We start from the raw sequence: 25,838 nt of genomic DNA, 5'->3' as shown, positions 1-25,838 counted from the left end.
GGAGCAGCAGAGAAGCCCATGCCCGATTTCCACATTCCCAACGATCCCGAATGGCAGTGGGCGTACGACGCCATCCTGTACGGGGTCGGCGAGCAGTACCCGAAGGCAGACCCGGCTGCTCTGCGGAAAATGGGCGACGAGCTGTACAAATTCTCCGCGACCCTGATCGACGGCATGTACCGGACCGCCGGCCTGGGCAACCAGCTCGGCGGCAGCCTCGAAGGGCCAGCAGCACGCGCGTTCGCCGAGTACCAGTCGACGATCACCAAGCACGTGCCGAAGGGCGGCGACGCCTCCAATCAGCTGGCACAAGCGGCCCACAAGTTCGCGCTCGACTCGGAATCGACGCAGTACAACATTGTCATCGCGGCCTTCACCCAGGTGTTCGAGATCGCCATCGCCATGGCCACCGGCTTCGGCGCGGTGCTCGTCCCCGGCCTCATCAAAATTGGCCAGGAAATCGTTCAGACGCTGATCGCCCAGCTGAAGATCAGACTGCTGCAGGCGCTGGCCAACGTCACCATCGAGGGTGTCGAGGAAGGTTTTGAAGAGGTGTGGCAGGGCTTGGCCGCCCAGGTCACGCAGATCCTCGAGGGCAACCGCAAGGACGGTATCGACGGCGGGGACGTGCTCAAGTCGTTCCTCGCGGGCCTGCTGGTGGGCGCGGGAACGGCCGCCACGTCCGTTGTGGGCGGTCACCTCATCCCACGGGTCAACAAGTACCTGTTCACCCGCGAGACCCTGGCCGGCCTCGGCGAGACGGTCTTCGAGGGCCTCGCCAACCTCGCCCTGGGTGGCGGCGGACCCTTCTGGAACCCCGGGACGCTAACGTCCAACTACATCCACTCCTACCTGCATCACGGCGCCGTCGAGTTCAGCGAGCATTTCAATCCGCCACAGAACGCCGACGGTCAGCCACCGAAGCCGCTCCCGCCTGCCGACGAGAATTCGGGCTCGTCCCCGCAGGCCAACGGGAAGCCGCCGGCATACCCGTTGAACACCCACGCCGGACCGGGTGGGCAGCCGGGCTCGCAACCCCAAAGCGACGCACCGCCGCCGTACTCCCCACGCCCCGACCAAACCAACAGCACCACCAACCCCCAAAGCGACCCACCACCGCCCTACTCCCCACGCCCCGACCAAACCAACAGCACCACCAACCCCCAAAGCGACCCACCACCGCCCTACTCCCCACGCCCCGACCAAACCAACAGCACCACCAACCCCCAAAGCGACCCACCACCGCCCTACTCCCCACGCCCCGACCAAACCAACAGCACCACCAACCCCCAAAGCGACCCACCACCGCCCTACTCCCCACGCCCCGACCAAACCAACAGCACCACCAACCCCCAAAGCGACAACTCGAACAATTCCCACACTGACACGTCCGGGCCGGAAGCCGTCGGCGGCAACCCGCCCACTCGGAACGACAACCAGCCGGGCGGCCAGCAACAGCAACTCGGCGAGGGCGCCCAGCGGCCCGACACGAACGGGTCTGTAGCGCGCGACAACGGGCAGCAAAGCGATGCCGGGCTGTCCGATCCCCGGGCCGAGCAGAGGATGCCCGGAAGCTTCGCCGCGCCGGCGAATGGCCCCGGAGAACTGCCGGGCTTCGACACCGTGCACGTCACGGAGCCGAACACCGAAGGCCCGGCGCTCCACGAGGCACCTCGCGACGGCGGCGTGGCCTCTCCGGACCTGGACGACGCGATAACGCGGCGGCCCACCCCCGAGGCGCCCGACAACACCGTTCCCGGTTCGCCTTCGAGTCCCGGAGTGCACGGCGACGGGCGCCAGAGCGTCGTCCTCCCGCCGACGGCGGACGGCTCACCGACCTTTACCACCGAGGTAGATGTTCCGCCTGGCGTTATCCGTGGTATCGACCCCGACACGACCGTCGGCCCTGCGCCTCAGCATGACGTCACTCAGCCCGCAGCCGGGACGGTCCGCCAGCCAGACACCATCTCCCCCGGGCCCGGCACTGCAGGACAGCCGAGCACAGCGCTGCCCGAACCGGAGCAGCAGACGACGCCCAACCAGGCCGGCGCTACGCCGTCCCAGCCGGAAGGGCGCCCCACCCGGCCGACTTCGCTCTCGATCAACACCGACATTCCTCGTCTGGACGTGGAACGGTCGCCGGTGTCGCCGATGTCGCCGGACTCCCAGCAGTATCCGCGCAGCGATTCGCCGGTCTCGCCCATGCCCTCGGCCGCTCGGGAGAACCTACCGCCCTGGGCACTTGCCGTCGACGAACCCCAGATCCAGCGTGACCTGCCGGGCGACGAGGACCACCCCGGCGCGCCGAGCACGGCGGCCGTGCCATCGACCTTCGCACCGGAGCCCGCCAACCAGGCCCCCGCAACCGACAAGGCGGCACAGGACCAGAGGGATCCGAAGCGCACCCCCGGCCCGCAGCATGACACCGGCAGCACCACGCCGACCCGCACTGTCTCGGCCACGTCGTACGACGTGGTCGAGTTGCCCCCCACGCACACTGGAGTACCGGAGCTGGTGGCCCGCTCCTATGAGCAGGCTGGGCTCGACGTGCCGGAGACCAACCGTCCGATCCCCCGCCTCGCACGGGTTGAGGGCCTGGTCGCCTACGACCACCGCGTGATCGAACGCGAAGGTGCTTCCCCGATCCAGGACTTCACTGTCCGCATACGGCTGAACCCGAAGGATGGGACGGCTCAGCAGCAGAAGTCGGACATCGAGCATCGCGCCAAGGCCGCGGTGGAGACGACGCTGAACCGTGACTACCGGCTGGGCAACGACCGGCTGAATGTCACAGTGCAGTTCACCGACGATCCGGCTGCGGCGCACACCACGATCGACCTGTACGGCGTCCCGACACCGACCACCCAGACGACGTGGTCGGTCACCACGCCGGACCTCGACATGGCGCACGAGGTCGCCCACTACCTGGGCCTGCCCGACGAGGCCCGCGAATCGGGCCCGAACACCCGGGTGCTGAATCGGCGGGAGCCGGCCGACTCGTCGCTGATGTCCGGCACATCGCTTGATCTGCGGGACCGTCACCTGCAGCGCATCGCGGAGGTGGCGGACGCGGCGCTGCCACCGGATCGCGGTGACGCCACCCCCACCCCCGCTCCCGAACCACCTGTGGTGGACGCCGAGGCGCTGGGAAGCCGGCCGGCACCTCCACCACCGGCGGCGCAGGGCGGACACAACGACGCATTCGCCCGTCTGTTGAACGTGCAGCGGCAGGTGGATGCCGGCAACTACGAGACGGTACGCGACGATCTGATCGAGCAGAGGGCGCCTATCGCGTTCGTCGTGAACGCCATAACGCCGGCGAGCGATGTGGACCTGCTGCCTCAGGTCATCAAATCGATCATGGACGGGGTGCAGCCGGGCGTCCGGGTGGCGTTCGTCATCGGGGTCAACACCAAAGACCGCCAACCGGATCGGAAACTGCAGGAAGCGGTCGAGAAAGCGGTACGGCACGCGCAGTCGCTGCCGTACCCGATCGCGGTGGTCGGACACGCGGTGGGACCGGTCGTCAAGGAGGGCTCCTTCCCGCACGGACGAGCCCGTAACGCGGTGCGGGACTCGCCGGAGACGGCCGCGGCCGTGCAGGCACTGGCTGCGCAGAACCACTACCCGTACGTGTCGTTCCAGGATTTCGACACCGGCGCGCGGACCATCGAATCCGGTGCCCACATCTTCGACGAGTTCCAGCGGCGCACCGCCGCAGACGACGACCGCCCGGACCGGCCGTTGATGATGGCTGGTGGCTACCGCGTCGGGGCGTCGGAGACCATCATCCGCGACACCCTCGAACGGCTGAGAAAGGAGATGGAAAAGCACGGCAAATCTGCCAAGACGCAAGAAGCGATCGACCGCCTCGAGAATCCGGACACCGCCACCCGGTTCGTTGAGCATTTCCGTGACGCTGTGCGTGACGACATGCAGACCCGGGACCGTCAGGCGCACATCGCCACGCTGTTGCCGTACGTGCCCGAACCAAACCTGTTCGTCGACGGACTACTGATTCTGGGTGACAGCGACGTCCGTTTCGGTGAAGGCGGAGCTGAATTCACTCGTATGGGCACGGCGTTGCATCGGGCGTACCAGCGGGAACTCACCACTATTCACGGCGTCACCGATCCGTCCGAGCTATCGGAGGAGATCCTTCAGGGCGAGCTGCAGGTCGACTCGCAGAACAACCGGCACCGCGCGCGCGGCATCGGGCTCCTCGCCGACTATGCGAACGCGGCGGTGGCCACGGACCTGTCCCGCCTGGCCGTCGAGGCCGCCAAGCTGGACCCCGCCAGGTACGGCGAGATGAGCAAGGTGCTGCCGCAGTCGCACACCACCATGAAATCGGTCACGGACCGCTTCTTCGGTCATGACTCCGGCGGCACCGTGCCTGCAAACACCCAGAAACCGAGCACGGTCGGGGTCAAGGCAGCCCAGAAGGGCAGTTCCAAGGTTAAGAAGGGTGCCGGCAGAGCCGCCAAGAAGGGCATCAGCCTCACCGAGTACGCCCCTAAGCACAGTTTCGATCCGTCCCCGTACGTTTCTCCTCACCGCCACCCGGGGGGACCGTCTCAATTTGCTCCACGGCCGTCCTGGGTCGATTCGTTAACGGCCGCCCAGCGCAAGCAGCTCGGTGGGCAGCGGCAGAACACCCTGAACCCCGCCGTGTCGTTGCACGTGCCCGGCACCGACGTCACCATGGGCCTGCAGCCGGAACACAAGGTTTACGCTGCCCGGCAGCTTGCCCTGTCCAACACCGCCAATGACACCCGGCAGGCGTTCGTTAATGCCTCGGAGTTGGTCAAGACCAATCCTGACGTGAGCAACACCTCCCTCTATGGCGCCTTGGGCGCCCTGCACGAACTCACCCCAGCCGAGATCAGGCAACGAAGCCTGGAGGCCGGTGTCAAGGCTGAGGGTGCGCTGCTCGACCAGATCGCCGAGTACCGGCGCAGCAACCCATACAATTCCGGGCACTTCGTGATAGCGGCGATCGCCCCACCCAGAGCCGACTCTCCCGCGGAGCCGGTGCCTGCCGACGAACGCGACCGACAACGCGCCGCCGACAGCATCTTCCTGCACCTTGTGGCCGACGAACTGCATGTCACCGTCGAGGTACAGGACGGCGACAGGCCTCAGACCTTCCGACCGGTGGATAGCGCAGTCGGCTCCACCCCGACCCTGCGAATTCAGAGATCGGTCGACCCACACGGACGCATCGTCTACACGCCCATCCCGACAACCACCGGGTTCGGGGCTCCCGTAATCGATGACGGGACCACGTATTCGCCCGTTTTCCCGAGGACGGCCACATCCCCGCAAGGCGACATCGCCATCGACCGCGACAGCGACATCGACATCGACATGGACCGCGACATCGACGGCGACATCGCCATCGACCGCGACAGCGACATCGACATGGACCGCGACATCGACGGCGACATCGCCATCGACCGCGACAGCGACATCGACATGGACCGCGACATCGACGGCGACATCGCCATCGACCGCGACAGCGACATCGACATGGACCGCGACATCGACGGCGACATCGACATGGGCCGCGACGGCGACATCGACATGCCTGGCTCCACCGGAGTAACGCCTGATGCTTCCCCGGCACCGGCACCGGTAGAGGCATCACCGGCCCCGTCCGCAATTCCTGCGTCCAGCACCTTGTCGCCTGTTCCATCGTCACCGACGCCCGCAACAGCGTCGCTTGAGCCGGTCGCCCAGCACGACGTCGCCCTCAAGGAACTCCTCGACCGGATCGCCGAGTCCCGTGAGGGGCGGTCCGTCATAGCCCTGAACGCCAAGGGTGAGTTGCGCGACCCTGCCGACCAGGACAAGAGCATTCGGCTCCTCTTCCCTGGGCTCGAGCTGATCAACCGAGACAATATGAGCAAGCCGCCCACGAACTGCCACGTCGTCGCGCAGATCGTGGACAGCATGCTCGCGTTTCATCCCCTGCAGACGGCGCCCGAGGCGCCCATGACAGATCTCGAGTCCCTCGAGCAGCGTATGGGCGGGAAGTTCAGTCAGTCCGGATCGTTTTCCGATCTCGTTGACCACCTGCACTCGCTGCCCGCCGGATCGCGTGGCATCGTCGCCTACCGGGCCTCGGCTGGCGGCGCCGGCCACGTCGTCAACGTGGTGAAACACGACACCGGCCACCTCATCTTTGTGGACGGACAGTCCGGGAAGCTGGCCCTGCTTCCCACCGGGGACGAGCAACTTTATTTCTTTATGCCGACTCATGTTCCCGAGCGCTTGTCCATCAGCAAACCATTCGCCCCGACGACCGGTAACGCCGGCGCTGTGATGTCGACGCCCGTTGACTTCCGCGATGTGGTGGATGCTGTCGCGCCGCTGTCGCGGCAGCAGGACCTGGAGGCGTGTGTCACGTCGTTGCGTTCCTTCGCGAAGTCGTGGCATGGGCGGTTGCGGACGGGCCGGGCTCGGGATGACCTGAGCGTGGGCCCCCGCACCGTGCTGCCCGGCGTCCCCGACGATCAATGGCAACACACCAGCGGTTGGGAACACATCAACACGGCGCTCAAGCCCGGCATGACCGCCTACGTGCTGATCGGCCGGCCCCGTGACGTCGGGCACGCCGTGGTGGCGCACCGCGACAACAACGGCGTCATCACCTACGCCGACCTCAACCGCCCGCCCGGCAGGCGTGTCCTTGACGAACCCTCGAGCCTGCCCGCCCCCGTCGACGCCCGTGTCCTCATCGTCGCCCCCGACGGGCTGATCATCGACACCGCCGCGGTCACACCGCAGACACCCACCGCCGCTCAGGCGCTGGTCGACGCACCGGCAACCGACGCACACGGCACCCGCATCGGCGCCATCGGCATCGAAGTGGAAGGCCGACGCCACGAATTCGTCAGCGACACACCACTGGGATACAACCAGGTCCTGGTGCGCCACGAAAGCGGCCAGGTCGAAATCAAAGTCGAACGCTCCACCCCCTACACCGCCGACAACCAGCCAACTGGGGACAAGGTGCCCATCGGCGAAGTCGTCGGGGCGCCCAGCAAGGTCTTGGACCGCGAAGACCGCCCGGACCGCCATGAGGTCACCCGGCTGGTCGCCGAAGCCAACCGCAGACTCGACGGCCTGACCGAAGGCGACGAAAAGAGCCTCGCGCAGATGTTCCCCGCCGAGGAAGGTTGGCGGATCGACCCCGGCGCAGACGACATCAAAGTCCGGGGCCGAATCCTCAACCCCCGCGGCAGCAGGCCCTATACCCAATACACCGTCGGCGTGCCCCTGGCCCGTACGGCACAATTCCTGCGCCACGTCGCGAACGAATCGTCCTCCGTGCCCAAGGCCGGTGCGCTACGCAGCCGCCGCGGCATCGTCGAAGACGGCCTCACCATCGCCCAGCAGTTCGCCGACACCTACCGCACCTGGGCCGGCACCACCGCCGACGAACGCGACGCCGACGAGATCACCGGCCTGCTCGCCCTGATGTACCCCCACGTCGCCGCCCTGATCCTCACCGACATCGGCAAGGCCATGCATCGGCCAAGCCGTCTGGTCAAGAGTCACCTCGCCGTCGCGTCCCGCGTGGACCCCCGCGCCCTGCACACGGCCCTGACACCGCAAGCCAAAAAATTCCTCGCACAGTACGCCGACCAGATCAGCCTCGCCTTCCAGCAACAGTTCCTCGACTCCCTCGCCAGCCACACCCGCAACGCCGAAATCATGCAGGCCCTGCGGGACCTCGGCAAGATCGATGAGGACGGTGACCTGGACCTACTGTCCGAATCTATCGAGGGGATCTCGCCCGGCGATTACCTCCACAACGCCCTCTACGGGGCCGACCAGCCCGGCATGCCGTACGCGGACCAGGGCGACGCCTTCGGGCTCAACGGCCTCGACAGCCTGGACGACAACGACGGCCTGCTCGCCGACCAACCCCTCGTCCCCCTCGAGGTCCGCGCCCACGCACGCCAAGACCTCGACGCAATGACCCGCACCGTCGACCAATTCGCAGCCCTAGCCGCCGGCTACGACGACGAACTCGGACCCGTCGACCCGACGAGGGTGGCCGAACAGATCACTGAGGCGGCGACACAACTGCACCAAGTAGCCGAAGAACTGGACCATATAGCGGCGTGGGCCCAAGGCACCACCGCCCAGTTGGCTTCTTCAGGGGAGCAGGCGAAATTCTTCCAGACCCGTCTGCCGCAGAGTAGGTCTGCCGCACGGCTGCAAGCCCAAGAACTCGTAGCTCGCGTGCGGGAACTCAACAACCACGTTGAAGACAACCAGTTCAAGCGCGACGCGCTCAACACAGTCCTCGGTCTCGCGAACGAGCACGTCTCCGAAACCGGCCAATCCGAGATCGTCGGGGAACTGAACGAACTCGCCGCGCAGTACATGACCACGCTTAACGCGCTGGACAATATGGCTGCAGAAGCCATCCAGGATGCCGAGCACCTGCTCAATATTTCGAGGAGTCATATCGAGAAGATTGATAGAATCGTCGCGAAGAACGCGACCGCGGTGGAATCACTGCAGCGTCTCGACGAACTGTTCCAAAACGTCACGCAGGACTCCGAAATCATTCGCCAATGGTCGCAGGAAGTCGCGGGCCAGACCAACCCGTCGCACGCGGTCCTGGCCAGTGCGTTGCACCGCCAAACGCAAGCACTTGAATACAACTTCCACACCGGGATAACACTCTCTTGGAGAGACGACAAAACCGAAGGACTCTCCTTCACTGAATACCTGGAACGCATTCCGGACATCATGACTGATCTCCTCGAGCAGCACCAGGAAAGCGAAAGGAGTCTGCGAAGTGCCACAGCGAAACATGACCAGAGCGAGGCTGCGCTTCGCTTCAATGAGTCGCGGGATGAATCTGACGCTGCCTTCGAACAACTCTCCGCGCTGGCGGCATCGCTCGGCATAGACCTCGACGGGCGAGTCGACGCACTCCGGGATGACCAGTTGCCGGACTGGATCGATGAGGATGAAAGCGACGATGACCCGGGGTTCTCCCCGGTGGTGGTGTCGAGTGGCTCGGAGGTGGTCGGCGGCGATCCGAAATCCGACGCCGAGACAGCACCGGACCCGTTCTACGACCTCGCCGATGTCGAGCACATCATCGTGCGCAAACCCGCCGGTGCCGACGGCACACCAGGAGCTGTCATCGGCGTGGCCTTCCCCAGCCGCCACGGCGACGACCGACGGGTCCCGGCCGCGATTCAAGCCCTCGACGAGAGTTCGAAAACGCACTACACCCAGACGGCAGGCCAGAAGCGGGCAGATACGGGTCGCATCATCGACACCCCTTGGGCCGACCAGTCAACACTGCGCGGCCGCCGCCTGTTCTACATCGCAGCCCACGCCGACGCAAAAACCTTCAGTATCACTCTCAAGGGTCACGACAGCACCGAACCCCGCGTCGTATCCGTCGGCGGCGAGCAGTTCGAGCGCCTCGTGCACCAAAGCAAAGCCCTCGCCTACAGCCACTCGGGCCAGCAATCCCCCCTGCTGTTCCTGTCGTGCGACGCAGCCCGGCTGCAACAGCAAGGCGGCGCCATCTACGACTTCCTGCGCAGCGCCGCCGACAAACACGAACACCTCGGCGAGGCATACGGCGCCACCGACATCATGTGGGGCGACCCCTTGACGGTGGGAAACAACGGCCACCTCGTCCGCATCCCCAACCCCCTCACCACCGACATCAAGCCCGACGCCACCTTCTCACCCATCAACACCAACGAAGCCACCGACGGCCCGCTCGATTTGCCGCGGGTGGTCGAAGAGATCAATGCTGAGCTCGCGACGATAGCAATGGACAAAGCGGCGGCTCGCACGCTAGGCGAAACCGCGAGTCGCCTTCGGAAGGCGCAGTCGGGCGTCTCGCAGGATCAGGCCCTCTCCCTGGCCGGCGACAGCGGGAGGAGCACCTCCGCCATAGAAGCGCGAATCAGGACGATGGAGTTTGACCTGAGTCGCCTCACCGACGTAGTGAAGACAGAGCGAGGTTCACAACGGGCGGTAAGCCGCATCCTGCAGTTGGCGGGCGAGTACGCCGGCGATCACGCGCTTGCCCCGGTCACTGCCAAACTGCAGAAACTCGCCGAAAAACACGCGACGACGTTGGGCACCGCCCAGGGGATGTACTCCGAGACCGTCGAGCGCACCTCTTCCGCAATCGCCGACCTTCAACGCCATCGCCAAGCCATGGCCGACATCGCTTCAGAGGCCGCGGACAGCGTCTCGCTCACGCAGGCAATCCGGGCCCTCATCCGGCTTCTGCGGCAGAATGTCGCTCAGGCTCGCGAGTATCGGGACCTTGCCGTCCTGCGGGCGAGAAGCATGGGTCCGCTTCCGTCCCCGGAAGACGCCGCCAATACGCTCAAGAATGTGCGCTACTGCGCGACTCAGGCACGGTCGGCCGAGGGCCATGCGGCAAAGTTGCTGGAAGACATGGCTTATCGCGCCCGACTCCTCGGCAATGGGGACATCCCCGAAATGATCACAGAGCTTGAGGCCCGTTTGCGTCGCCTCGAAGAGGAGTACACCGATCGCGTTGCGACGACACGGAAGGCTTTGAACTCCCAGCCGACGATGGCCGAAAGCATTGCTCAGGTACACCAGGAGTTCCAGTCCGCGGCCGATGCCGCCGACGACATCTTCCGCCTGGCCGCGTCGCTCGGCATCAACGTCGACGCGGAAATCAGTGCGGCCTTAGTCGGCTCCGAAGCGGCCGAGGAAACGGTCCTGGGCGAAGCTGATGACCTGGCCTTACCGATGGCACCGTTGAGTCACTCGGAGACCGGCACCGGGGACTCGGAGTCCGACAGCGACGTGGAGGACCGCGACGACTCCGCTGCCCTCATGACCGCCAACGACGAACAACTCGACCCCATCGACCCGCAGCGGGCCGCCGAACACATCTCCGCCGCAGCGACAGAGCTGCAGCAAATGGCCCAAGAACTGCACGAGATCGCAACGAATGCCCGGACTGCCACGACTCAGTTGGCGATCCCGGCAGAGGAAGCGAAATCCTTCCGGACCCGTCTGCGTCAGAGTGAGTCTGCCGCACTGCGGCAAGCGATACGCATGAGGAAGCTTGCCGGCGACGACAAGCAGAACGAGGTCAGGCGCCGGGCACTGGCCAGAATCATCAATCGTGCGGACGAGTACGCCTCCGATCCCGGGAAGGCCACGACCGTCGAGACACTGGACGAACTCGTCACGCGGTACAAGGAGACGTTTGACAACTTTATCGAAGCGAGCTTCGAAGCTAGAGACGCGAACGAGCTTCTGCAGCGAGAACTCGACACTCATGTCCGAGAAATCGGTGCAATCGAATCCAATACGGAACTCACGATGCGGATGGCGCAGCGTTTGGAGGAGCTGCTCGAGAGTGCCCCGCAGGACGCCGATACTGTCCGCCGATGGGCGGAGGAGGCCGCTGCACAGGCACAGAGCATCCTGACCGACCCGTCGCCCGCGGTCGCCGCGAGCGCATTGCACGAGGTACGAAACCGGGCAGCGCAGGCACGACAATTCCAGTTCAAGGCCCTCGTGCTGGTCGGGCGCATGGAGGATCTAGCCGAGCCAGACTCTGTCACCGAACCGTATCTGCAGCAGCTGCAGGCGGCCATGCCCGCTTCGCGCGAGCGGCACCAACGGATCGAACAGAACCTGCAAGAGGCCGTAGAGACACACGACCAGGACGAGGACGTGGTTCTGGCCCAAACGTTGCGGGACAACTTGAACGCTACGTTCGAAGAGATCACCGAACTGGCGGCATCGCTCGACATCAACGTGGGCGAAGTACTCGACGACCTCCGGGCCACCGACGACAGCGACAGCGAACCAGCATCACCGCCGCGCTACCAGTCCAACGACGACAGCGACAGCGAACCAGGACCACCGCCGCGCTACCAGTCCGACGACGACAGCGACGACGAATCAGGCTCCTCCGCGGTGTTGTCGAGCGGCTCGGTGATGGCAGCCGGCGACCCGGAACCCGACACCGAGACAGCACCGCGCCTGTTCTATGACCTCGCCGACATCGAGCACATCATCGTGCGCAGACCCGCCGGCCTCGACGGCGAACCCGGGCCAGTCATCGGGGTGGGCTTCCCCAGCCGTACCAACGATCCTCAGTTGTTCTCTGCCGAGATGCAATCCATCGACAACAGCCCGAAAACCCACTACACCCAGTTCGCAGACCGGGATCTGTCAAAATCGAGCCGCATCATCGACACTCCTTGGGACCAGTCAACACTGCGCGGCCGTCACTTCTTCTACGTTCAAGCCCACGCCAACGCGCGCACCTTCGCGATCACCATCAAGGGCCGCGCCGGCACCAAACCCCGCGTCGTACGCGTCTCTGGGGAACACCTCGAACACCTCGTGCACCAAAGCAAAGCCCTCACCCGCAGTCACTCCGGCCAGCAGTCCCCCCTGCTGTTCCTGTCCTGCTCCGCCGCCCAGCGGCAACACCGAGGCGGCGCCATCTACGACTTCCTGCACAGCGCCGCCGACGAACACGGCCACCTCGGCGAGGCGTACGGCGCCACCGAGAGCGTGTCGACAACCCTCGGGGTGGGAAATCACGGCCACCTCATCCGCATCCCCAACCCCCGCACCGCCACCGGCACACCGGCCATCACCACCATCGACTCGGAGGCCAGTTCCCCGTCCCTCAACACCAACGAGACCAAGGACGTGCCGGCCCCACAGGCCATCGAGGTCCCCGCCGGCCTCATGCTGGGCGACTCGCGGGACGCGGTGCAGGCGCTGACCGCGGACGACTATCCTTCTCGCGACGACCGATACGTCGTGTTCAGTCACGCCGACGCGTACCGGTTGCTGACCCCGGAAGGGCCGATCGGCGCCCGGCAGCTGGCCGATCGGCTTCGGGCAGACCGGCGGTGGGGTAACCGCCCGATCGTCTTGCTCGCCTCGGAGACCGCCACAGACCGCGAGCGGGGGTTCGCCGCCCAGCTAGCGCGCGAGCTTCCCGGCGTGCCGATCTACGCACCCCAGGGCACCGCCCAGGTCGCGGCCGGAGACATCCTCGTCACCGGGCCGTCCATCGACGGGCAGGCCACGATTCCACGTTCGCGCGTGGCCGAGGGAAACAGGTTCTGGCGTTTCGAGGCCCTCCCGGCTGTGCCGGGTCGTCCCGCGGGCCAGCTGGTAGTCACGGCGATGCCATACCTGATGAATGCAGACCACGACCTCGGCGACGTCAGCGTCGGTCGTACCGTCGAGCGGATTCAAAAACTCGCCCGGACGGTGCGCAGGGACCTCGAAGCACTCCGCCGCTTCACGAAACCGTGGTGGGACACGGTGTTCCCGCTGGTCGATGAAGCGTCGCGTGCGGAGGAACTCACCGCACGGGCGCGCGACCTCGCTACCCGCCTGGGGCACCGGGCGGAGCAGATCGAGCAGAGTCACCGCAACGCCGGTAAGCGCAGCCGGCGGTGGATAGTGCGGTGGCGACGCATCGGCCTGTTCCAGCACCCGGCCGACGGTCGCACCGGGCAGCCGGGCGTGGAAGGCTCGGAGGAACGGCTCCCCGGCAGCGGCGAAGTCCGCGACCTGCGCCAGCGGGCGGACGCCCTGCGCGCCGCGGTCCACGCCGTCGAGGACGCGATTCGCGCCTGGCAGGACGCCGCCGTCCAGCTTCGCGAGATTGCCGGCGGGCCGGATCAGGGCCGATCACTCCCCAGTGGCGCAGCGGAGCTGGAGAGTGTGCGCGCCTACTTCACGAACCTGAGAAACCAGTTCAAAGCCGCCGTGCGCCAGGCTGCGACCGCGATCCACCAGGCGGAGGTACTGCGCGACGAGCCCCCGGGGGCCGACCCGGACCGCCTCCGGCTCGCCAGGACGTATGCTGCCGCTCTCGATTCCCAGGATGCCGCCCGGCGAGTCGGCAGCCTCACCGATGACCTCGAGGAGACGCCCCCCGGATACTACGGCGATTTCGCAGGCATCAAGCGAGCGCTCGCCGACGCAACCGCCCGGCTGGAGGCGGTACTCGCCCGCGAACCCCTCGGTGCCGACGCCCATACCCGGGAGCTGGAGCACCCCGGAGCGGTGGCCCCGGAGCGCCTCCCAGAGCCGGAGCGCAGCCCGGCGGAGAGCCCTACCGTCTTTGCCGCCCCTGACGCCAACGAGTCGGCTGCCGACAGTCCCCCGCTGAACTCCGACCCGGAGGCGGTCCGCGCGACGCTGCCCGCCTATCTGCGGAACAGCCGGACCCTGGGGATCACCGCGCAGATCCATCCGGCCAAGGACCTCTCGTTGGCCGGCGAGGTGCGGAAGCTGGCGCCCGGCATCGCCGAGACGGATATTCGCGAGCTGGACAGGGACACCCGTGAGCATGTCAATCAGTTCCTCGGCGAGGGCCGTGCGTACGCGGTCACGGTCGACGGGAAACCAGCAGAACTCATCGTCACCGCGGTGTTCGACTGGGATGCTGTTAGCGTCCTGCCGGCGGAGGCCGGCGACCCGATAGTCGGCTTGACGGAGACGCAAGCAACGACCCAGCACTACGCCAGCCACGGGAATGCCCACCAGATCCATCCGAAGGGAATCGTCACCGCTATTCCCGGCTTGATCGCGGGAGTCGGCGCTCTCCTGCCCACCAAACCGGCGAGCGTCTGGTCCGCAAGCCACCAGAGCCAGTTCAAGACCACCGCCACGGTCGAGCTGACCGAACACGTGGACGTCCAGGTGCCCGTCACCTTCCGGGCGACATTGCGGGGCGCGGACGGTGCGCCGATCAGCACCACGGGCACCGGCACGGCCACCGCCAGGGGCACGGTTGCGCTGCGGGTCCCGACGGGCCTCGTCGAGCCGCCGCCATTGCCCCCGCTGTCCGAGGACACCCAACTGCTGGACACGGCGCCACCCAAGCGGTTCGCCGTGGAGAGCGTGGACGTCCCCCCGTTGTTCGACCAGGTCGAGAAGATGCTGGCCGATCAGGGGCTGGGCGACACGATCAGGGTCGGGGCGCCGGGCCGCCAGGTGCTACGCGAGTTTCTGTCCGTGGGCAAGGTGACGGAGAACCTCGGCAAGATGGTGGTGCATGACCCTTCCGAAGAGGACCGGGGATGGGTGAGCCCGCCACCGCTGCTGCGCTCTCGGACCGGCTGGCGGCGGCCGTTCCCCGGCCGCGATCAGCAGATCCAGCTGCGTCTGGTAGCCCGGCAGGTGCAGGTCGTGCAGCCGGTCGACGAAGCCGCTTATGCCGACATCGACGCCTTCACCAACGAGCATTCGGACAGCGCCTCCGCCGACCACCCGACGACCGTCTGGGGTATCGGCGGCGGCGGCACGGACATCCCGCCGCTGAGCATCCTCGTCGGCCCCAGGATCGCGCAGTCGCGGACGGGCGACACGACCCAGGAGATCAAGGAAGAGACGAACACCCGGCAGACTCTCACGGCTAGGGGCCCTGTGGTCCGTTATGAGACCGTGTACGAGCTGCAGGTCCGGCTCACGGGGCAGCGGCCGCGCACGCTGACCGGCACCGTACGCACGCTGCAGTGGACGACTCAGGACCGGATCCGCGACACCGCCCTGGACCCGGAACGCGCCGGCACCAGGCGAGCGGGGCGGCGAGGTCACGAGCGGACCCACTATGCCCCGGCGCACATCGAGAACGGGGAAGCGTTCGGGGGCGCGCACATCGAGAGTATCGGCGGCGGCGAACGGCTCTACCAGGCGATTCTGACAGCCCTGCGGTCCGTGCCCGGGTACCGCAGATTCACTCTGGAGTCCGACGCGTTCCTGCGGTCCTTCGGCGATCCTGACCTGGCCAAAGGGCTCACTGACAGCGTGGACGCCATTCTTAAGCGCAACTCCGCCACACGCACCAACCTGTCAAGCCGCCAGCTTCGGTACGTGCTCGACCGCATCGTCGGTCCCGGGCTCGAGATCCCGCTCATCAAGCGGGACACGTGGTTCACGTACACGACGGTGGTGACCATACGCGGTCGGCTGGACGAGCTCTCCGACGGCGAGCTGAGCGAGCGTGGTCCGCTGCACGCCGAGCACAAGCGCAAAACCAGGACCACGACGACGGTCCGCCGGAACCGTACGCACAGCACAGAGCTGGCCGTGGAAGGGCGCTTCCTGGGGCGCCTCGGCCGCGCGTTCGGAATTCACGTCGGTGGCCCTCGGGGCGTTTACGGCCGCAGCCGCAGCCACGAGATCGAGCTGAGCCAGAGCTACGCCGCAGACGCCGAGCACGGCCCGGCGCTCGATGACGACGGGAACCTCTCCAGCCATGTCACGCGTGAGTTCACCGCGACCGTGCAGGCATCGGTGTCCTTGCGATCCAGCAGCCGGACCACCGCGAACGCCCGACACCTCATCCCGGGCTGGCCGGGCCGGGGCCTGCCGAAGGAGATCGGTCACGTCTATTACCGGCCGAAGGCGTTCCCGCTCAGCGTCCAGATGCTCATCCCGGAACACCGCCTGACGCCGAGGCCACCGGCACCATCCCCGAGACCGGCACCCGTCGGGCGCCGCTGGCTCACGGAGACCGGCCCCGTCAGTGAGGTCAAAGGCGGCTTCCCGCTGGGCCTTGACGGCGCGCGGATCGAGACGTTCCGCGGCGTGGAGCACCTGCAGGAGGCGGTCAAGGAGACTCTCGTCGAGGCCTCGGGCGATGACATCTATGCGTTCCCGGACGGTCGGAACTCGACGGTGATCGCCGACGAGATTTCGCCGGAGAAGCTCACCGGCGGGCCTGACGTCTTCAGCCGACCGCTGATCCTCAGTAACCTCGGGCACGATCGCCGTCTTGCGCTTGCCAAGGCCGATGCCCGTGTCTCGCTGCGCCCCACGAACCCGCGCGAGCTGCCTCATGGGGAGTTCGAGCGGGTCAAGACCGCACTCTCCGGCGGCTCGGCCGTCCGCGGCAAGTCCGGCCGCTCGGCGGAATTGGCGTTTTCGTTGACCAGCGTCCCCGTGATAACCGGAGCCGGTGTCCGCGAGGGGAGCGTGACGGCTCATCCCGCCGGGGTCATCGTCGGTTCGTTGACGCCCTGGCAACGCGTCTGGGGCCGCGTTCGGGAGATCTCTGTGTCCGGGAGGACGAAGACGCGGCTCGGTACGCGGCCGACCGGCCGCATCCTCGTGCAGGTCGACGTCGAGGCGGAAGTCGTCGCGGAGGCGGTCCGTCGCACGCACTTGGATCCACTTGGCGTCACCCGCGAGGCCCGTCCGCGCACGGCCGGGCAGCGTTTCACCATGCCGGGCGCGGTGCTGATGTGGGTGACGTCCGCTCAGCTCGCGGCGTTGCGCCAGCACGACGAACAGGCAGAGCCGGCACACGAGCCCGGCACAGAGATCCCAGCACCCATTCCACCGGGTCGGCCCGCATCCCTCGGTCTCGGTGGAGCGCTGACTCCGCTGGACCTGGGTGACGTCGTTGCCACGCTGCGCAAAGAGATCGCCCGAGAGATCGGCCGCACCCAGGGCCAAGAGAAGGGCGACGAGTTCGCCCGCGCCCTGCTGCCGGAGTCGCCGCTGGACAAGCCGCACGACAACGTACGTCTGATCCGGACGTTCCTCCACAGGGCTGAGCAGCACCTGGCCGGCGCCCTCAACGGCGGGCGCAGCCTGCCGATTCGCCTTGAGGGCCGATTCCGGGGCCACACGTACCGGGTGACGCTGAACGCCGAGTTCCTGCGGCAGCCGCGCTTCGCCGGTATTGAGCACGTCGACGAGCTGTCAGTGAGTGACAGCACCGCCATCCGCAGCTCCGACACCCACACCCGTGGCCGTACGCTCGCCACCTTCGGGTTGGCCGGGCGCCCTCAGGGGATCTGGACCGAGAACACCCCGGCGGGGGAACCGCCGCAGACCTCCGGTCACGGTCCGGCGACCGGCTTCGTGGGCGGCGGCTACGCCGGCACCGCGCAAATCGGCGACCGCTCCATCAAGGACACCCGGCACACCGAACTCTTGTTCGAACAACGGCTGGCCACCGGTGGTCCCATCGCCAAGTACGATGGAGACCTGCGACTCACGGTAACCGTCACCGGCCGCGACCTCCCCGAGACCGGCGTGACCGTTACCGAGAACCGCACCGTCGCGGTGCACACCATTCCCGGCGACACCCGTCCCCGAGCCGTCGGCGACCGTCCCCTCGGCCACGCTGAACCATCCGCCGTCCTGCCCCGGGGGGAACTCACTGACAGCGCCCGGAAATGGTGGCTGACTGCCGAGGGCAAGCACGAGACCCTGCCCGAGCGTGGCAGGTTCGCCGTCGAGCACGTCCTGCTGGACGTCGATGACCTGCACGCGGTCGCCCGGCAGACGCTGATCGACTCCGGCGCCCGGGTGGACCACTCCACCGAGGCGGCGCTCCGCGACGGCATCACCGAGACCAAAATCAAGGCGGCGCTGGTCGGCGGGATGACCGAGGGCCATTTCGTGGTGCCGTTGGGCCAGGCGGACCGCGAACTCGTCATCGACGCCCGGCTACGCCCGGCACCGCGGTTCGCACACGCTGACGCCCGCGTCCAGATCGAGGGTGAACAGGGCCACAAAAGCGGGCGCACGCTCGAGCGCACCAACGGTCACGTCTTCTCGTTGCAGCTTCATGGCCCGGTAGGCGGTGGCGGCGTCAATCACCCGTCCGGCGCGAACGAGGTAGGCGAGCGTCACCCCTTCGGGCAAGTCCACGCGTCTACCTTCGTCGAGCAGCCGCTCTACGCGTCGGATCCGGAACGAATCCGCAAAGCCGAGGTCGACCTGCCCGGCGGAGAGATCGTCGAACTGCCCGAAACGGCCAGGTCCGACGATCCGGTGACCCGCAGCGTGGCGTACGAGGTGGAGTTCCGGATCATCGCGCGACCCCTCGGCACGACGGCCAAGCCCCATGCCGGCCGCGAGGTACGGATTCCCGACGCCGTAACGGTCCGGATGCCGGACGCGGAGGCGGAGGCGCGTACCGGCATGGTCCTGCCTCCAGCGCTCCGGGAGACCGCCCGGGAACTGGCCCGGCGCAGCGAGGAGTGGACCGCGGCGGTGAACCGCCGCGACGCGCTGCTCGCCCGTGAGAACCCCGACATCGATACGCTGCGGGCCGCACAGCGTGCGGTGTCGGATGCCGAGACGGCGTGGTGGACGGCACACCACGCGAACGAGGCACAGCTTGAGGCTGCCCGTTCCGCCGACGCGGTCCGGGCCGAGGGCACCGAACTCAGCCTCGACGACGTACGCACCGTGCCGCTGCGCAACGCACGAGGCGAGACCATCGGGGTCGGTTTCCCCAGCCAGGACGGCGACGACGACGTCATGTCACGCTTCGCCGCCGCCACGCACGACGACCCTGGCACCTACCGCCGGTTCAAAACCGACACGGACGGCACCTACACCGACGAACCGGTACCGTGGCGCGCACGCCCCGTCTTCGTGGACGCCCACGGCGACGCCCACTCCATGACCGTCAGATTGAAGAACGGCGAAACCGTACGCCTCACCGGCACCGACTTCGCCCGGCTGGCCGCTCAAGCCCACGTCATGCAGCCCGCAAACCCGGGCCCGGCCGCACCCGTGGTGCTGCTGTCCTGCAACACCGCCGGCATCAACAAACGAGGCGGCGCAGCCTACGACTTCCACCACACCCTGCAGACCATCCGCCACCCCGATCAGCAGACCTATGCCGCAACCAACCAGCTCCTGACCAACCCGAACGCCCAAGGCAAAGCCCGGATCGGCGTCTCCGGCGACGGCCGCATCATCGGCTTCGGCACGCCCGGACAAAACGCCACCACGCCTCAACCACCCCAAACCCCCGCAGACACGCCACAGACCAAACCGGCAGAACATCCCACCGAAGACCACTGGACCGCCCGCCCGTCCCGCCTGCCTCCCGTCGACAACACCGTCGGGGTCCAGGACCTCGAAGTGGAGTGCCTTTGGCAAGGGGACGAAGTCGTAGGACTGAACTTCCCGCTCGGCGGGCAGGACCCCGGTTTCATCCGGGACCTGCGCCATGCGGTCCGTCAGCGCGACTATCTGGCTCCGTCACCTAGGTCCGGGCGCATGAAGGTTGTGGCCGCGCCGTGGGAACACTTCTTGCGCACGCCGTTGGTGCTGAACGCCCGAACCGCCGAAAGCAACTACGCCATCGTTCGGCACCGCACGCGAGGCCACATCCGAGTCGACGGCGCAACACTCGCCCGGCTGGCCCACGAGGCTGGTCTTCTCAACAGCAGAGGCGCGGACGCTCCCATCGTCCTCCTCGCGGACGAGTCAGGCCGGCAGAGAGCAGCAGGCGGCTTGGCGAACGACTTCGCCGAGGCGGCTTACCGTCGGTACAACGTACCGGCGCCTGTCTTTGCGCCCGATGCCAAGACGGCGTTCGACCGACGAACGAACATCGGCTTGCCTGACGGCGGGCGCTTCGCGGAGTTCAAGCCCCTTGCCGAGGACATCGAGATTGAGGTCATCGACTCCGATTCGGACGAGCCGCCGCAGCAGCCGACGGGGACACCTTCCCAGCCGTCTGGTGAGCCTGCCGCGTCAGCCGGGACGGTCGCTGACCGTAACGGCGACCCGCTCGGGTTCTCCTTGGTGGCGAGCCCAAGAATACGCGCGGAACTGACCGATTTCGCCCAAGGTGTGCTTCCCAGCGACACCGGCTCGGTGATCCAAGAAGCCGATCTCGAACTGCAGACCGCCCCATGGGCACCCACGGCCGCTCGCCCCGCGGGTAAGCCCGTCTTCGTCTTCGTGGAACGCGCACCCGACGGCACCGGGTTCCGGGTCCCCGCCGAGAACGGCGCCACGACCACCGTGGCGCCGCGTGACCTGGCCCGGCACCTGCAGCGACAGCCCGGGTTCCAGGAGCTGGACGACTCACCGTTCAACCGCCCGCTGGTCCTGGTCGTCCTCGGCGATACGGCCGGACTCACCCCCGCCGAGGCCCAGGACCTGCTGGACGGCCAGATCGCCGTCGGCGGGTACCGGCCGATCCACTACCCCACGGGTGAATCAGCGCAGATCCGCTTCCGGAAACGAGGCGGCATCACCCGGTTCGCCGTGCGCAACGGCTCCTTCACCCAAGCCCGCCGAGTTCAGCTCAGCGACATCACGGTCGAAGAACTACCCGGCGACCGCGGCCTGGCACTACCGCTGCCCGGCGACGCCAACGACGTGACCAAGGGCAGCAACAAGCCCGGCGAACCCCGGGGCACCTCCAGTTACTGCATCGCCGTCGCCGGCGACGGCCAACGGGTATGGGTGCACGCCCGCAACGGCCGCAAGCTCGAACTGACCGGCACCGACCTGGCCGGCATCGTGTCCACGCACTCCCGTTTCGCCGAACTCCTAGCCGACGGCACGACGAAGATTCTGTTGGGATCGCCCCAGGCAGGCGCCCAGGACGAGCCGGGTCGAGTAGGGCACGACTTCGCCACACGCCTGCCCATCGACCTCACCCAACGAACGGTCCGGGCAACAACCGGCGATGTCTTGTGGGCCTCGAGCGGCAAGATTGGAATGCTCCGCGGAGAACCACCCGCCCGGGTCGGCACCGCAGAGAACCCTGCCCCCTCTACCGCAGCCACGTCCACGCCAACCCCTCCGACCACCGGCGCACCGGTTGCCCCGTCCGCGCCCGCGAGGCCGGCGCCGCCTCCAGCATCCGGCACCGATTTCGACGACTCGGTTGACGATGACACCGCGCCGAACGATCCGGCCACCCTGTCGCTGGCCGACCTACGCAAGCCCGTGTGGTTCGACGACGGGCCCGGGGGCATCGCCTTCCCCCTGAACGAGCACGAAGAGAAGGAAGAGGAGGTCCGGGCGAGCGATCGGAGCTCTTGGTTCGGCAGAGTCCTCCAGACCAATCCAGGCGCCGACCGGCTGATCGACACCAAGGCGCCCTGGGTCACAGAGCCGTTCGCGGTCTACGCCCGATCCGCCGGCTCTACCCACGTCAAGCTGGCGTTGCGGGACGGACGAGTGGTCGAAGTCGACGGCCGTACTCTGGCCCGCCTGGTGGCGGAGGCTTACCGGGCTCGTCGCGGTCCGTTCCGGCCGGGCACCGACATCGTGCTGTGGCCGTCGATGGCGGGCAAGACGGTCCAACCGGGCCACATTGCGTATGACATGCTCCGTCACCTCACCGATCAGGAGCACTTCACCGGTGTGGTGTGGGCAACGAACGGTCCCGTCCACAGCAAGCGCAATCACATATTCCTGTCGGCCGACAGCTCATTCCGGCGATTCCGAGTAATCAACAACGGCCAACTCAAGGCCATCGCGGCCTCCCCTGTGGGCCCGGGTGAGGACGAGGAGGTTCATCACGTCAACAACGACGGGCCGGTGGTCTCTGACACCCTGTCCGACCTGGACGAGGACGAACTGTCCGACGTTGAGGACGAGCCGGCGGCCGTATCGTCCCACGTGCCGTTCGACGACGCCTTCAACGGCCGGTTCGCCACATCGAGCCGTCCTCCGCAGACGCAGAGGGGCCGGCACGGGCCCCGTATACGCCCGGTGGTCGATGCCCGGGGCAGGGTATTCGGAGTGGTCATCGCCGCTTCTCCGGCCTACCTGAACGACATCGTCAAATTCGCGGACAATCACGGCGAGGGCGCGCTCGACGTCGTGCGGGTACATCGGATCGACCTGAACGGCAAGGTCACCAGCACCTTCGAGGAGAACCCGTGGGGTGGCCCGCGACCTCGTCCGGGCGGACGACCATTGATGATCTTCCTAGAACGTGCACCCGGCGGGGACAACTTCTTGGTCGCCTCACACCACGGCGGCACGATCACGGTGTCTCCGCGTGACCTGCCCCGATATCTGGACACCGACCCGGACTTCCGGAAGATCGACGACTCCGCGTTCAACCGCCCCTTGGTGCTGCTCACGCCGGACCCGATGCGAAAGAACACCGGGCATGCAGACTGGATCCGGCGGGCCGCCGAACAGTTCCTGCAAGGACAGCTCGCCGTCGGCGGATACCGCGCCGTCTACTTCGCTAGGAGCGGGATGCTGTATCTGAACGGCTTCCAGCAACTGAACGCGGCCGGCATCGGGTTCGACCTGGTTCGGGAGCCTGAACTCGACGATCTGGTCGTCGTGGAGCTGTCCGGCAATCGCGGTATCGCTTTCCCGCTGGAGGGTGACCCCGAGGACGTGACCGCTCCGGTCATCGCAGCCAACGGCAACCGCCGCACCGGCGCGGACCTGCTCGTCGTGGTCGCCGGCAACGGCACCGAGGTATGGGTACAAACCCGCAACGGGCGCAAACTCGCACTCGACGGCACCACCTTCGGCAAAATCGCGGCCAACCATCCCCTCGTTCGCCAAGCCCTCGACGGTCCCCCTTCCACGGGCCTGCTACTGGCCTCGCCCAAGGCAGGAGAGCACAACGACACCGGCCATACCGGATACGACTTCGCGCTCGGAACCGGCGCCAACACCACACAACGAACCGTCAAAGCAACTCGCGGAAACACCGTCACCGACACGACCAATACCGTACGAATGGCCGAAATCCCCTCCGGCAACGTACGGTCGCTCGTCATCAAGAGCACAACCGCCTACCCCGGCGCCGTCGGCGTAATCTTCCCCACCCCCACCCCCACCCCCACCCCCACCCCCGCCCACAATCCCGCGACCCAAACCAACGTCAAGGAGTGGGCTGACAACACCGACAAAAACACGATCACCAAATACGGGAAGGGTGTTCGAGGCCAGGTGCTCTCACCTCGCCCACCCTGGCAGCAGTCCCCCACCATGCCGGTGGTGGTGCTACTCGGCTCCGACGATGGCCGCACGTTCACGATGCGCGGGGAGCAGCCCACCCACCCGGTGAAACTTCCCGTCAACGAATTGGCACGGGTTCTCGCGGCCTCCCCGGCATTCAAGGAGGTGGCAGACGCATACTCGGACAAGCCGATCATCGTGCTGCTCCCCGCCACGTTCTCCACGGCCCGAGCGGCGCGTGCCACGGAGAGTCTCAGCTCCGGCCTCAAACGCCGCGGATACTTCCGGACGGTGCATGCGGTCGCCGGATCCGCCCTGCTGCGCACCGGTCAGATCACCGTGCCGACCTGGTCGATGACCGTCGAACCCGGCCCGCTGCTGCCCAAACACGTCGACATACGACCCCTGTTCTACCGGGACGGAAGCCTCGCCGGGGTGAGCTTCCCCCGCGATCTGAATGATGCGTCCGGTCGGAGCCAGTACGTGTACAACACCGACGTGGGTGGCCCAACGATGTATCAAAGCCTGCCGGACCCGACTGGCGACGACACCGCCACGAAGCATGACTTACGCGAACCGAACGAACAGTGGGACGCGCTCGTCTTCGCGCACGGCAACCCGGGCAGGGTGGCAGTCCGGATGCGCCGCGGCGGCGACAAAATCCACATCGACGGCGACGAGCTCGCGAAGCTCATGCACGCCGCCGGCTGCCTCAAAGCCTTCTCCCCCGCCAAGTACCGCGGGTTCCTATCCATGAGCTGTTCGATCGGCAAGATCACGTGGCCGCACGGCCCCATGTCGGCGTTCGCCCGCCGCCTGCATGCCCTCGGCGACCATCGTCCGGTGCGGGCCGCCAGCGGCGACGTAGAACTGCGGTGGAACGGCACAACCCGCGTTACCGGCATGGGTGTATTCACAGCGTTTCCGGCCAACGGTGAAATCCTTCCGGAGGATCCGAGCCTGGGTTCCGTGGCCGACGAGCCGGACTGGCCCCGCCCGGGCACCGCAGCCCCGCCGACGCCGAGCCCCGGCTCATCCCGGTCCCACCCCGCCCCGCAACAACCAGCTGCGCCCACCCAGCCCGCACCCCTCCCCCAGCAGCGGGGAGTTCCGGCACCGCAACCAGGGCCCCAGCCCGCACCCCTCATCGAGGTAATGAGCGTCCGCCACGTGGTGGTCCGCCGCCTGAACATCCCCTTCGGAATGGGCTTCCCCACACGCGGCATGAGCAAGGCCGACCTCGACGGCTTCCTCACGGAGGTCGATCTGAGCGAACACCAGCGGTACAGCCGTTACGATCGGGACGGTCTTCCGCTGCGGGTTGAGGACACTCCTTGGGGTGGCAAGGACGGGGCCCGCCCGAAGCGCGTGTTCTGGATCGACGTCCGCGCCGACGGCACCACCTTCCGCCTTGACGAAGTGTTTCCGAGGCGGAAGGTGTTTCTCGACGGAACCGGCTTCGCGGACCTCGTGTTGGCATCGAAGGCCCTGCACAGTTCCCGCTCGGGTCTGGGGTCCGTAATCGTGCTCCTCGGCTCCCGCACCTCAGCGCAGCACGGTCCGGGCGGCGCCGGGTATGACTTCCTGGTCCGCTTGCGCCAGTTCGGGTTCACCGGCGAGGTGTACGGGATGACCGGCGGATTCCATCCGACGTTCAGCAGCAAGGCTTCGGACGACAAACTGATCGGCGTCGACGAGGGCCGCATCACCCTTGTCGACGCCGAGTCTTGAGCACCTCGCAAGTTGGCCAGCAGCCCCCGTCCACGGTCTTACTGATCAGTAGCCGGCGGAGCCGCGGGCAAGGAAGGCTGGCCGCCAGGGCATTCCGGCGCGCGATGCCTTCCGATGGGCCGCCGTGCCTGGTGGATTTCCGGGGTGCCGCCTGATGCAGAATCGTCAGCGCCCTTCGCCGGCGAGCTTCCCTGACGCTCGCCGCCGAGGGTCGCCTGGTCATCGACCCGGTTCGCGCGGGGCCATCAGTCGTATTGATCGGCGATGACCTGCGCTGATGTCCAGACCTTCACGAGATTCAGGCAATCTGGAGAAGGCGTGGAGACCTTCTGATGGTGCTTCCGCCATACTTGCCCCGCCATGAC

The 25,838-nt window shown here is 67.0% G+C and carries 1 protein-coding gene; it reads left to right on the top strand.

What is annotated here, in order from left to right:
* The first annotated feature begins 18 nt into the window (after window positions 1-18).
* Window positions 19-25,473: a DUF8616 domain-containing protein gene (locus tag LDL48_RS32100; RefSeq protein WP_272493109.1), complete on the top strand. Its 25,455-nt coding sequence runs from the start codon at window positions 19-21 to the stop codon at window positions 25,471-25,473.
* Window positions 25,474-25,838: the final 365 nt, after the last annotated feature.

It is taken from the genome of Jidongwangia harbinensis (assembly GCF_020216025.1).
GTDB classification, from domain to species: Bacteria; Actinomycetota; Actinomycetes; order Mycobacteriales; family Micromonosporaceae; genus Actinoplanes; species Actinoplanes harbinensis.
This window is presented reverse-complemented; position numbering and strand designations above follow the sequence as displayed.